The sequence below is a fragment of the Mycobacterium sp. 94-17 genome (assembly GCF_035617725.1).
Taxonomy (GTDB): Bacteria; Actinomycetota; Actinomycetes; order Mycobacteriales; family Mycobacteriaceae; genus Mycobacterium.
Window position 1 is genome coordinate 78065 of record NZ_JAPIYN010000001.1, and the last position, 12804, is coordinate 90868.

Annotated in this window: 10 protein-coding genes; 8 read left to right on the forward strand and 2 right to left on the reverse strand. The window is 69.2% G+C overall.

What is annotated here, in order from left to right:
* Positions 1–1962 carry an acetate--CoA ligase gene (acs, locus tag OQ789_RS00365; RefSeq protein WP_324682640.1) on the reverse strand — a complete coding sequence of 654 codons (1962 nt, stop codon included), beginning with the start codon at positions 1960–1962 and terminating at the stop codon, positions 1–3.
* Positions 1963–2132: 170 nt separating this feature from the next.
* Between acs and OQ789_RS00370 the strand changes: the two genes are divergently transcribed.
* The 5 genes from OQ789_RS00370 to OQ789_RS00390 are packed head-to-tail and all read left to right on the forward strand — an operon-like array spanning position 2133 to position 7918.
* Positions 2133–3761, forward strand: coding sequence for an ABC transporter substrate-binding protein (locus OQ789_RS00370; RefSeq protein ID WP_324683326.1), 1629 nt, complete (start codon positions 2133–2135; stop codon positions 3759–3761).
* A gap of 3 nt (positions 3762–3764) precedes the next feature.
* Positions 3765–4691, forward strand: coding sequence for an ABC transporter permease (locus OQ789_RS00375; RefSeq protein WP_324682642.1), 927 nt, complete (start codon positions 3765–3767; stop codon positions 4689–4691).
* A complete protein-coding gene (locus OQ789_RS00380) occupies positions 4684–5547 on the forward strand; it encodes an ABC transporter permease (protein ID WP_324682644.1) in 864 nt (287 codons plus the stop codon). The genes OQ789_RS00375 and OQ789_RS00380 overlap by 8 nt, the downstream gene beginning before the upstream one ends.
* Positions 5544–7133 carry an ABC transporter ATP-binding protein gene (locus tag OQ789_RS00385; RefSeq protein ID WP_324682646.1) on the forward strand — a complete coding sequence of 530 codons (1590 nt, stop codon included), beginning with the start codon at positions 5544–5546 and terminating at the stop codon, positions 7131–7133. The genes OQ789_RS00380 and OQ789_RS00385 overlap by 4 nt, the downstream gene beginning before the upstream one ends.
* A 26-nt stretch (positions 7134–7159) precedes the next feature.
* Positions 7160–7918, forward strand: a complete 759-nt coding sequence (locus OQ789_RS00390; RefSeq protein WP_324682648.1) for an oxidoreductase — start codon at positions 7160–7162, stop codon at positions 7916–7918.
* Between the two features lie 483 nt (positions 7919–8401).
* Here OQ789_RS00390 and OQ789_RS00395 read toward each other — a convergent pair whose 3' ends face one another.
* The gene (locus OQ789_RS00395; RefSeq protein WP_324682650.1) at positions 8402–9259 is read right to left on the reverse strand and encodes an HAD-IB family hydrolase; all 858 of its coding nucleotides are present in this window, start codon (positions 9257–9259) and stop codon (positions 8402–8404) included.
* Positions 9260–9696: 437 nt separating this feature from the next.
* Between OQ789_RS00395 and ssd the strand changes: the two genes are divergently transcribed.
* From ssd to OQ789_RS00410, 3 genes are read left to right on the forward strand one after another with little or no spacing between them, the layout of a single operon-like run.
* A complete protein-coding gene (gene ssd / locus OQ789_RS00400) occupies positions 9697–10812 on the forward strand; it encodes a septum site-determining protein Ssd (protein WP_324682652.1) in 1116 nt (371 codons plus the stop codon).
* Entirely contained in the window at positions 10809–11972 is a 1164-nt protein-coding gene (locus OQ789_RS00405; RefSeq protein WP_324682654.1) for a TadA family conjugal transfer-associated ATPase, read from the forward strand. Before ssd ends, OQ789_RS00405 begins: the two co-directional genes overlap by 4 nt.
* Positions 11969–12766 (forward strand): type II secretion system F family protein, encoded by a 798-nt coding sequence (locus tag OQ789_RS00410; RefSeq protein WP_324682656.1) that lies wholly within the window; start codon positions 11969–11971, stop codon positions 12764–12766. The genes OQ789_RS00405 and OQ789_RS00410 overlap by 4 nt, the downstream gene beginning before the upstream one ends.
* Positions 12767–12804 lie beyond the last annotated feature (38 nt).

Consider the following 12804-nt stretch of genomic DNA (forward strand, 5'->3'; position numbering starts at 1 on the left):
CTACTTCGCCGCCCTGATGGCGTCGAAGACGCCGGGATCCAGCAGCGTCGAGGTGTCACCTAGATCGCGGTTCTCGGCGATGTCGCGCAACAGCCTGCGCATGATCTTGCCGCTGCGGGTCTTGGGCAGCTCGGGCACCACGTGGATTTCCCGCGGCTTGGCGATGGGTGAGATCTCGCGGGCCACTTCGGCGCGCAGCTCTTCGACGATCCCGTCGTGCACCTCGTACTCGGCGCACACGACGACGAACGCGCAGATGGCCTGGCCGGTGGTCTCGTCGGCTCTCGCGACCACCGCGGCCTCGGCCACTCCGGAGTGACCGACGAGCGCCGACTCCAGTTCGGCGCTCGAGAGCCGATGGCCCGACACGTTCATCACGTCGTCGATGCGGCCCACCACCCAGATGGCGCCGTCGCGGTCGTAATAGGCGCTGTCGCCGGCGAAATACCAGCCCTGCTCGGCGAATCGCGACCAGTAGGTCTCGGCGTATCGCTCCGGATCGCCCCAGATGCCGCGCAGCATGGACGGCCACGGCTGATCCAGGACCAGGTAGCCGGTGACGTGCTCGCCCTGGTGGATGCCCGGCACCAGCTCCTCGCCGTGATCGTCGACGATCTTGGCCGAGATACCCGGCAGCGGCCTCATCGCCGAACCCGGTTTGGCCGCAGCGACTCCGGGCAGCGGGGAGATCGTCGCCGCACCCGTTTCCGTCTGCCACCAGGTGTCCACGATCGGAAGGCGTTCGGCGCCGATGACCTTGCGGTACCAGCGCCACGCCTCGGGGTTGATCGGCTCGCCCACCGTGCCCAGCAGCCGCAGGCTGGACAGGTCGTGCGCGTCGGGGATCTCGCGCCCCCACTTCATGAACGTGCGGATGAGCGTGGGCGCTGTGTAATAGATTGTCACGCGGTACTTTTCGATGATCTCGAAATGCCGGTGCTGGTTGGGCGAGTCGGGTGTGCCCTCATAGAGGACCTCGGTGACCCCGTTGGCCAGCGGACCGTACACGCCATAGGTGTGCCCGGTGACCCAGCCGATGTCGGCGGTGCACCAGAAGACGTCGGTCTCGGCCTTGATGTCGAACACGTAGTAGTGGGAGTAGGCGGCCTGGGTCAGATAGCCGCCGCTGGTATGCACGATGCCTTTGGGCTTGCCGGTGGTTCCCGAGGTGTACAGCAGGAACAGCGGCTGCTCGGCATCGAAGGGTTCCGCCGTGTGTTCGGGAGAGGCGGCGTCGACGGCGTCGTGCCACCACAGGTCACGGTCGTCGTTCCAGGACACGTCAATTCCGGTGCGCCGCACCACAAGTACGTGCTCGACAGGGCTGTCGCCGTCCGGGCCGGGCTGGACGGCCTCGTCGGCGGCGTCCTTCAACGGTGCCGGCTTGCCGCGGCGGAACTGGCCGTCGCTGGTGATCAGTAGCTTGGCCCGCGCGTCGGCGATCCGGGCCCGCAGCGCCTTGGCGGTGAAGCCGGCGAACACCACGCTGTGCATGATGCCCAGCCGGGCGCATGCCAGCATCGCGATCACCGCTTCGGGAATCAGCGGCAGGTAGATCGCGACCCGGTCGCCGGCGGACAGGCCGAGGTCGGTCAGCACGTTGGCGGCCTTGCACACCTCGGCCTGCAGCTCGGAGTAGGTCAGGCTGCGGTGGTGGTCGACCGGCTCGCCCTCCCAGTGGATGGCGACCCGATCGCCGTGCCCCGCCTCCACGTGCCGGTCGACGCAGTTGTAGGCGACGTTGAGTTTGCCGTCGCCGAACCACGTGGCGAACGGCGCCTCCGACCAGTCCAGCACCTCGCTGAAGGGCGTCGCCCAGGACAGCCGACCGGCCTGCTCGGCCCAGAACGCCAGCCGGTCGCGCTCGGCTTCGCGGTACAGCTCTTCGCTCGCGTTGGCCTGCTCGGCGAATTGCCGCGCCGGCGGATACGTCGACGACCCTGCGGTATCGGTGGCGGTCACTGGCTGTTCTCCTGCGTCGAGAGTGCGCCGTTCGGTGGCCCTGCGCCCTTGGCCGACTGCGAGCCTAGCCGGGTGAGGCGTAGCTGTGCGAGTGATAGCGCGGGCACGGTCGCCGCGGTCTTCAGGTGGCCGGGGCGACTCAGGCCCTAGGGTCGGATGTCATGCGTCGGATGCGGACCGCGGTGGGCTTGCTGGCCCCGGTTGCCGCCGCGATGCTGGTGATCGCCCCGCTCGCCGGATGCGGCGGCGGCGTCCTGAGCCCGGATCTGGTGGTGGTCAACGGCGGGGAACCGCCGAACCCGCTGATCCCCACCGGCACCAACGACAGCCAGGGTGGGCGGATCCTCGATCGGCTCTTCGCCGGACTGATGTCCTACGACGCCGCCGGCAACCCCTCCCCGGAGGTCGCCCAGTCGGTCGACACCACCGACAACGTCAACTACCGGATCGTCCTCAAACCCGGATGGACCTTCACCGACGGCTCACCGGTGACCGCGCATTCCTTCGTCGACGCCTGGAACTACGGGGCGCTGAGCACCAATGCCCAACTGCAGCAGAACTTTTTCGGTCCCATCGACGGCTACGACGCCGTCGCCGGGCTGACCGCCGACGGCAGGCCAACCGCAACCACCATGTCCGGCCTGAACGTGATCAACGACCGGGAGTTCACCGTCCGGCTGAAGGCGCCCACCATCGACTTCACGCTGCGACTGGGGCACAGCGCGTTCTACCCCTTGCCGCAGAAAGCCTTTCGGGACATGACCGCTTTCGGGCAGCACCCGATCGGCGACGGACCGTACCAACTCGCCGACGGGCCCGACGGTCCCGCGTGGGAGCACAACGTCCGAATCGACCTGCGGCCCAACCCCGGTTACCACGGCAACCGCAAGCCACGCAACAAGGGGCTGAGGTTCGAGTTCTACTCCAACCTGGACACCGCCTACGCCGACCTGCTCTCGGGCAATCTCGATGTGCTGGACACGATTCCGTCCAGCGCGTTGACGATCTACCAGCGCGACCTGGGCGGCAACGCCGCCAGCGGACCCGTCGCCGTCAGCCAGTCCCTGGACACCCCGCTGCGGCTGGCGCACTTCGGCGGGGAAGAAGGCCGTCTGCGCCGGCTGGCATTGTCGGCGGCCATCAACCGCCCGCAGATCTGTCGACAGATCTTCAACAACACCCGCAGCCCCGCCCGCGACTTCACCGCCAGCTCGCTGCCGGGATTCGATCCGCATATCCCCGGCAGCGACGCGTTGGACTTCAACCCCGAACGGGCGCGCCAACTCTGGGCGCGTGCCGACGCCATCTCGCCGTGGAGCGGGCGCTACGCGATCGCCTACAACGCCGACAGCGGCCACCAGGAGTGGGTGGACGCGGTGGCCAACAGCATCAAGAACGTGCTGGGCATCGATGCCGTCGGTGCGCCGCAGCCCACCTTCGCCGGCTTTCGCACCCAGATCACCAACCGCACCATCGACACCGCGTTCCGGGCCGGCTGGATCGGCGACTACCCGTCGATGATCGAGTTCGTCGCCCCGTTGTACTCCACCGGCGCGGGATCCAATGACGTCGGCTACTCGAGCCCCGAGTTCGACGCCGGCCTGGCCGCGGCCGAGGCGGCTCCCGACCTACGGCAGGCCGACGCGCTGGTGAACGTCGCTCAACGAATCCTGTTGCACGACATGCCCGCCGTCCCGCTGTGGTACTACATCGCCGTGGTCGGGTGGTCGCCGCAGGTCAGCGCCGTCAAGGTCACCTGGAACGGGCTGCCCGACTACGAGAACCTGGTCAAGGGCTGAGACATGGGCTTCTACATCGCACGCAGGATCGCCGTCATGGTGCCCATCTTCCTGGGCGCCACCCTGCTGATCTACGGCATGGTCTTTCTGCTGCCCGGTGATCCGCTGGCCGCCATCGCCGGGGACCGGCCGCTGACCCCGGCCGTGGCGGCCGGGCTTCGGGCGCGCTACCACCTCGACGATCCGTTCCTGTTGCAGTACCTGCGCTACCTGGGCGGCGTCCTGCACGGCGACCTGGGCCGCGCCTATTCCGGCTTGCCGGTCAGCGCCGTTTTGGCGCACGCGTTTCCGGTCACCATCCGGCTCGCGTTGATCGCTCTGGTGGTGGAAGCGGTGCTGGGCATCGGCTTCGGCGTGATCTCCGGGCTGCGCCAGGGCGGTCTGTTCGATGCCACGGTGCTCATCTCCGGGCTGATCGTCATCGCGATCCCGATCTTCGTGCTGGGCTTCCTGGCCCAGTTCCTGTTCGGGGTCAAGCTGGGCATCGCGCCGGTCACCGTGGGTGAACGGGCCACGTTCGCACGACTGCTGCTGCCCGGAATCGTCTTGGGCTCAGTCTCATTCGCCTACATCGTGCGGCTGACCCGATCCGCCGTGGCCGCCAACGCGCACGCCGACCACGTCCGCACCGCCACCGCCAAGGGGTTGTCGCGGCCGCGGGTGGTGACCGTGCACATCCTGCGCAACTCGCTGATTCCGGTCGTGACCTTCCTGGGCGCCGACCTGGGCGCGTTGATGGGCGGGGCCATCGTGACCGAAGGCATCTTCAACATTCATGGTGTGGGCGGGGTGCTCTACCAAGCCGTGACCCGGCAGGAAGCGCCCACCGTGGTGGCGATCGTGACGGTGCTGGTGCTGATCTATCTGGTCACCAACCTGGTGGTGGATCTGCTCTACGCGGTTCTGGACCCGAGGATCCGCTATGGCTGAACACTCCGGGTTCTGGGGCGAGACCTGGCGCAAGCTGCACCGCCGCCCGAAGTTCGTCGTCGCCGCGGTGCTGATCCTGCTCATCGTTGCGGTCGCGCTGTTTCCCGCGTTGTTCACCCACGCCGATCCCGGCTATGCCGACCCCGGCCAAAGCCTGCGCAGCCCTTCGGCGGCGCACTGGTTCGGCACCGACCTGCAGGGCCACGACATCTACACGCGCACCATCTACGGGGCGCGGGCGTCGGTGACGGTCGGGTTGGGTGCCACGCTGTTGGTCTTCGTCGTCGGCGGGGCACTGGGCGCGTTGGCCGGCTTCTACGGGGGCTGGCTGGACGCCGTCGTCTCTCGCATCAGCGACATCTTCTTCGGACTGCCGCTGCTGCTGGCCGCGATCGTCCTCATGCAGGTTCTGCACCACCGCACGGTGTGGACGGTAATCGCCATCCTGGCCCTGTTCGGTTGGCCGCAGATAGCCAGGATCGCCCGCGGCGCGGTGCTGGAAGTCCGTGGCAGTGATTATATGCTCGCCGTACAAGCGTTGGGGTTGAGCAGGTTTCAAACGCTGCTGCGACACGCGTTACCCAACGCGGTGGGCCCGGTGATCGCGATGTCCACGATCGCGCTGGGTGCCTTCATCGTCACCGAGGCCACGCTGTCCTACCTCGGTGTCGGGCTGCCGGCGTCGGTGGTGTCCTGGGGTGGAGACATCAACATCGCCCAGACTCGCCTTCGGGCCGGGTCGCCGATCCTGTTCTATCCCGCAGGTGCACTGGCGATCACGGTGCTGGCGTTCATGATGATGGGCGACGCCCTGCGCGACGCCCTGGATCCGGCGTCGCGGGCGAGGCGGGCATGACCGGCCCGCTGTTGGAGGTCGAGGGCCTGCAAGTGCGGTTCGGCGACCAGACCCCCGTCGTGGCCGGAGTGGATCTGCGCGTCCTGCGCGGCCAGACCGTTGCCGTGGTGGGCGAGTCGGGATCCGGCAAGTCCACCACGGCCGCAGCGATCCTCGGCCTGCTGCCGCCAGGAGGCCGAATCACGGCCGGCCGCATCACTTTTGATGGCATCGACATCACCTCGGCGGATCGGAAGCTGCTGCGGTCGATTCGGGGGCGTCGCATCGGTTATGTACCTCAGGACCCGATGACCAACCTCAACCCCGTCTGGAAGGTCGGCTTTCAGATCTCAGAAGCGTTGCGGGCCAACACCGATGGCCACCAGTCCCGGCGACGGGCGGTCGAACTGCTCGCCGAGGCCGGCATGCCGGATCCGGCGAAGCAGGCGGGCAAGTATCCGCACCAGTTGTCCGGCGGCATGTGCCAGCGCGCGTTGATCGCGATCGGGCTGGCGGGCCGTCCGCAGCTGCTGATCGCCGACGAACCGACCTCGGCCCTGGACGTCACGGTGCAACGGCAGGTCCTCGAACATCTGCAGCGGCTGACCACCCAACTCGGGACCGCGCTGCTGCTGATCACCCACGATCTGGCGCTTGCTGCCGAACGCGCCGAGTCCGTGGTCGTAATCCATCGCGGTATGGTGGTGGAATCCGGTGCGGCGCAATCGATTCTGCGAGACCCGCGACACGAGTACACTCAGCGGCTGGTGGCGGCGGCTCCATCGCTGACGCGTCGCGCCCGGCCCGCGTCGCCCCCGACCGAGGACGTCCTCGTCGCCTCGGATCTCACCAAGGTCTACCGGGATTCGCGCGGCGCACCGTGGCGGCGGGCCGAGTTCCGCGCCGTCGACGCGGTGTCGTTCAGGCTGCAGCGGGCCCGCACCCTGGCGATCGTCGGCGAATCCGGCTCCGGCAAGTCGACGGTGGCCCGCATGGCGCTGGGCCTACTCCAACCAACGTGGGGCACAGTGGATTTCGGGGGCACACGGATCTCCGACGCGCTGAGCCGGGAGGCGATGCTGGCGTTTCGCCGGCGCGTGCAACCGGTATTCCAGAACCCGTACAGCAGCCTCGACCCCATGTACTCGGTGTTTCGCGCCATCGAGGAACCGTTGCGGATCCACCGCGTCGGCGACCGCAGACAACGCGCACGGGCGGTACGCGAGCTCGTCGACCAGGTAGCGCTGCCGTCGTCGGCGCTGGACCGGTTGCCGCGCGAGCTCTCGGGCGGGCAGCGGCAACGGGTGGCGATCGCGCGGGCGCTGGCGTTGCGGCCCGAGGTGCTGGTCTGTGACGAGGCGGTGTCGGCGCTCGACGTTCTGGTCCAGGCGCAGATACTCGACCTGCTGGCTTGGCTGCAGGCCGAACTGGGCTTGGCCTATCTGTTCATCAGCCATGACCTGGCGGTGGTCCGGCAGATCGCCGACGACGTGCTGGTGATGCGCGCGGGCCGCGTGGTGGAACTCGCGCCCACCGACAAGCTGTTCGCCGAACCCGGGCACGAGTACACCCGTCAGTTGCTCGACGCCATCCCCCACGCGCGGTGAATCCGGTGGGGATAGGTTGTGACACTGTGACGGCTGATCCGCTGGCCCCGCTGATGGAACTGCCCGGCGTCGCCGAGGCCAGTGACCGCGCCCGCGAGGCACTGGGCCGCGCTCACCGGCACCGCGCCAATCTGCGGGGCTGGCCTGTGACCGCCGCCGAGGCGGCGCTGCGGGCGGCGCGCGCGTCGTCGGTGCTCGACGGTGGCCCCGTCCGGCTGGAGGATCTCGCCGACGCCGGGCAGATCAGTGATCCCGTGTTTGCCGGGGCGCTTCGGGTGGCCCAGGCGCTGGAGGGCGGCGAAGGCCCCGTCGTCGCGATCTGGCGGCGCGCGCCGCTGCAGGCCCTGGCCCGTCTGCACGTGCTCGCCGCGGCGGAGCAGGCCGACGACGAGCGGCTGGGCCGCCCGCGCGCCGGCGCCGGCGTGGGGCCGCGACTGGAGTTGTTGGCGGACTTGGTGAATGGGCGCACGCGGGTGCCTGCGCCCGTGCTGGCCGCCGTCGCGCACGGCGAATTGTTGACGCTGAAACCCTTCGGCAGCTCTGACGGTGTGGTGGCTCGCGCGGTCTCTCGATTGGTGACCATCGCCAGCGGGCTGGACCCGCACGGGCTCGGGGTGCCCGAGGTCAGTTGGATGCGCCAGCCCGCGGAGTACCGTGACGCCGCGCAGGGATTCGCCGAGGGCACGCCGCAGGGGGTGGGGGCGTGGCTGGTGCTGTGCTGCCGCGCGATGAAAGTTGGTGCGCAGGAGGCTGTGTCGATCGCGGACTCGATGCCGAACCGGTAGCTGAGGCCCCGGATCCACCGGCCGGAAGGCCGGGATCGTGGCACGGAAAAGGCACGGCAAAACGGTCGCAGAAATGTAGAGCGGGCGGCGTTCCGAATGTTCGGTCCGCCGCCCGCTAGCACGGGACTCGGTTACCAAGCGTGCATCTCGGGGCTGCGTGGGTTGACCTCGGCGATCTCACGACGCTTGCGGTGGCGGCCCCACCCAAAGGACCGACGACACCTTTCGCATTTTCGCAATCTCGCAGGCCCGCAACACTTCTGCCATTTTCGCGGCTGTGACTCCGCGTGGGTGCCGGGTACCGTGCTGGGCGCCCGGGTCGGGAGAACGATCCTTCTCTTCCGGATCGACCTTGGCCTCACCGGGCTTCCGTGTTTCCTTTGTACTACTAGACCCCTGGCTCAGCAAGGCCAATTCGCGAAATGGCGCCGAATCCGTTTTGGATTGCGTGTTTAACGAGTTTGCTCTTTCACCGCCGCCGGCTCAGAACGCGTACCGGCGCAACAGCGAATAGGTGACCGCTCCGGCGGCCAGCGCACTGATGCCGACCGCGGCCGTCGTGGCGATCGCGGCACCGGACGGCGCCGGGATGCGGTCGCGCAGCGACACCGGACGAGAGAACGACATGACCGGCCAGCCGCGTTCGACGGCCTCCCTGCGCAGCCCGCGGTCGGGGTTGACGACGCTGGGGTGGCCGACGGACTCGAGCATCGGCAGATCGGTGATCGAATCGGAGTAGGCGTAGCAGTGTTCCAGCGGGTAGCCCTCGCGCGCGGCCAGTTCGCGGATCGCTTGCACCTTGCCCTCGCCGTAGCAGTAGAACGCGATCTCGCCGGTGTATCGACCATCCTCGACGACCATCCGGGTCGCCATCGCGTGGGTCGCTCCCAGGGCCCGCGCGATCGGCGCGACGATCTCCTCCCCGGAGGCCGACACCACCACGACGTCACGCCCGCACAATTTGTGGGCCGCGATCAGGTCGGCAGCTTCGGCGAACACCAGCGGAGTCACGATGTCGTGCAGCGTCTCGTTGACGATCGACTTGACCTGTTCGACGTCCCAGCCGGTGCACATATTGGTCATGTGGGCGCGCATCCGATCCATCTGGTCATGATCGGCGCCGGACAGCAGGTAGATGAACTGGGCGTAGCTGGACTTGAGCACGGCGCGACGGTTCAGTAGACCCTGGTTGAAAAACGGTTTGCTGAACGCCAGGGTGCTGGACTTGGCGATGATGGTCTTGTCCAGATCGAAGAAGGCCGCCGTGCGGGCGTTGGGGTCGGTGCTTGCCGCTGATTGCGCCGGGGCTGACTGCTCCGCGGTGGGGTCGAAGACGGTCACCGACCCAGCATAGGTCGGCGATCCCGGGAGGCCGCGACACCGTACCGAAAATACATGCTCAAGAGGGTCCGGGGCCGAAAGGGCAGTGTTTACGCGGCTCAAGCTGTCTTTTCCGCAAGTGTGGTCTTGCGTTACCGAGGCTTGTCATGTGTATAGTAAGCATTACTCGGCCTGTGCCGAGGGTGTATCAGCCCGACCCCCCGGGGCTGATGCACGACGACCCTCGCCTCCTCCCCCCCTGGCGGGGGTCGTCCCATTTCTGCGGTCAGCTGTTCTCACTTCACGGCGCATAGTTCGGCTCTCGATGCGTTGCGGGAAAATGCGTTCGTCGCCCCGGCCGCCATCCTTCATGACGACTTTGTGCACACTCGCGTCTCTATCCACAAATCCGCAATTGGCACTGTCGTCCCAAGGTCACGATCGCGCAAAGTGGGCGGATGGCTGGCGGATCCGGAGTTGATGCGACGGGGTCGGCGGGTGTGCTGGCGGTGCTGGCGGATCCGGACATGCGCGCCGAGGTCGACCGCGTGGCGGCCGCCGCGGGTGTTCGCGTGGTGCATGCCGGCGACGCGTCTCCGGTCAGCCGCAAGAGTTGGGCCGCGGCCGCGGCCGTCGTTTTGGACGCGCGGGCGGCGGCCCGCTGCGGGCGATGGTCGCTGCCGCGGCGCGATCACGTGACCGTGATGACGGCGCTCGAACCGGACGCGACGACGTGGGCCGCCGCCGTCGCGGTCGGGGCCGGGCAGGTGTTGTGTCTGCCCCGGCAGGAAGCCGAGTTGGTCGGCGCGCTCGCCGAAGCCGCCGAATCCTCCCGCGACGACGGGTCGCGCGGCCACGCGGTCGCCGTCATCGGGGGCAGTGGCGGGGCGGGCGCCTCGCTGCTGGCGGTCGCCTTGGCTCAGGCTGCCACGGAAGCGTTGTTGGTCGACCTCGATCCCTGGGGCGGCGGCCTCGATTTGTTGCTCGGCGGCGAAAGTACGCCGGGGCTGCGCTGGCCGGATCTGGCGTTGCAGGGTGGGCGGCTCAACTGGGCGGCCGTCCGCGATGCGTTGCCACGGCATCGCGGAGTCAGCGTGCTGTCCGGCACCCGGCGCGGCTACGAGTTGGACGGTGCACCGGTGCACGCGGTCATCGATGCGGGCCGGCGTGGCGCGGTCAGCGTCGTCTGCGACCTTCCCCGTCGTCTCACCGACGCGACGCAGGCCGCGCTGAACGCGGCCGACCTGGTCGTCGTGGTGAGTCGCTGTGACCTGCGGGCGTGCGCGGCGACCGGCGCGCTGGCTCCGGTCGTGGCGGCGATCAATCCGAATGTCGGCCTGGTGGTGCGGGGTCCGTCGCCCGCGGGATTGCGGCCGGCCGAGATCGCCGAGATCACCGGACTGCCGCTGCTGGCCGCGATCCGGGCACAGCCGCAACTCGCCGAGCAGGTCGACCGCGGCGGACTGCGGCTCGGACACCGCTCGGCCCTCGCGGTGGCGGCGCGCCAGGTCCTTGGCGTGTTGCCGCCCGCAGGGGCGCACCGGAAAGCGGGAAGGAACGGCAAGGCGGCATGAGCGGTTCGCTGATCGAGAGGGTCCGCGAGCGACTGGCCGGCGAGGCCGGTCCGCTGGGGCCTGCCGTGGTGGCCGCCGCGATCCGGGCCGAGTCCGGGGGCATGCTCGGCGACACCGAGGTGCTGGCCAACCTCCGGGTACTGCAGACCGAGCTCACCGGTGCGGGCATCCTCGATCCGCTGCTCTGCGCGGACGGGACGACCGATGTCTTGGTCACCGCACCGGACGCGGTATGGGTCGACGACGGAACCGGTCTGCGGCGCACCGAGATTCGTTTCCCCGACGAGGCGGCGGTGCGACGGTTGGCCCAGCGGCTTGCGCTCGCCGCGGGCCGGCGCCTGGACGACGCACAGCCCTGGGTGGACGGCGAGCTTGCCGGCATCGGTGCGGGCGGGCTGGCGGTGCGACTGCATGCGGTGTTGCCGCCGGTGGCGGCAGCGGGCACCTGCCTGTCGCTGCGGGTGCTGCGGCCCGCCAGCCAGGATCTCGCGGCCCTGGCCGCGGCCGGCACGATCGGACCCGCGGCCGCCGCACTGGTCACCGACATCATCGATGCCCGGTTGGCCTTCCTGGTCAGCGGAGGCACCGGGGCGGGCAAGACAACGCTTTTGGCCGCGATGCTGGGAGCCGTGCCGCCGGGCGAACGGATCATCTGCGTCGAAGATGCCTCCGAGCTGGCACCGCGGCATCCACATCTGGTGAAGCTGGTCGCCCGCTGCGCCAACATCGAAGGTGTCGGCGAGGTTCCGGTGCGCCAGCTGGTCCGCCAGGCGCTGCGAATGCGGCCCGACCGCATTGTGGTCGGCGAGGTAAGGGGCGCCGAAGTGGTGGACCTGCTGGCCGCGCTCAATACCGGCCACGATGGCGGTGCCGGCACCGTGCATGCCAACAGCCCCGGGGAAGTTCCCGCCCGGCTGGAGGCATTGGGTGCGCTCGGCGGCCTCGATCGCGGCGCACTGCACAGCCAACTCGCCGCCGCTGTCCAGGTGCTGGTGCACGTCGAGCGCGACCGCGCCGGTCGCAGGCGGCTCAGCGAAATTGCTGCGCTGCAACATGATCGACGCCAGGTACGCGCGGTCACCGTCTGGCATGCGGACCGGGGCATGACGGATGCCGCCCCGCAACTGCAACGCCTGCTGCGCGGCCGGATGTCGGCGTGAACGGCCCGCCGGCCGGCGCGCTGTTGTTGGCGCTCGCGGTCATCGCCAGTCAGTCCGCACCGCGGCGACGGCTGCCGGGGCCACGCCAGCGGCGAGTTCCCGCGGTCGGGCTGCGTGGGGTGGGCTTGCTTGCCGCGGCTATCGGCTGCACCGCCGCCATCGTGCTGCCGTTGACAACCGTCCTCTGCATCGCGGTGGTGGGCACGACCGCGGGACTGCGGTACCGGCGCCGCGTGCGAATCCGGCGCGCCACCGCCGAGGGCCACGCGCTGCAGTCCGCGCTCGAGGTGCTGGTCGGTGAATTGCGGGCAGGCGCTCATCCGGTGCGCGCGTTCCGCGTCGCCGCCGACGACACCGCGGGCGCGGTTGCGGTGTCGCTGCGTTCGGTGGCGGCGCGGGCCCGGCTGGGCGCCGACGTCGCGGCCGGGCTGGCCGCCGCGGGCCGCCGCTCGGAGCTGTCCGCGCATTGGGAGCGGCTGGCGTTGTGCTGGCGGCTGGCCAACGACAACGGGCTGGGAATTTCCACTCTGATGCGTACCGCGCAGCGCGATATCGCTGAGCGGCAACGGTTCTCGGCCCGCGTGACTTCCAGCATGGCCGGCGCACGGGCGACCGCGGCGATACTGGCCGCGCTGCCCGTGCTCGGCGTGTTGCTGGGGCAACTGATCGGTGCCCGTCCGCTGGACTTCTTGCTTGGCGGGCGCGCGGGCGGGTGGTTGATGCTCGTCGGGTCGGCGCTGACCTGCGTCGGTCTGCTGTGGTCGGATCGCATAGCCGATCGAGTGGCGTCATGAATCACGCCGGCGACGATGCAGAGCGAAGCGATGAGGAG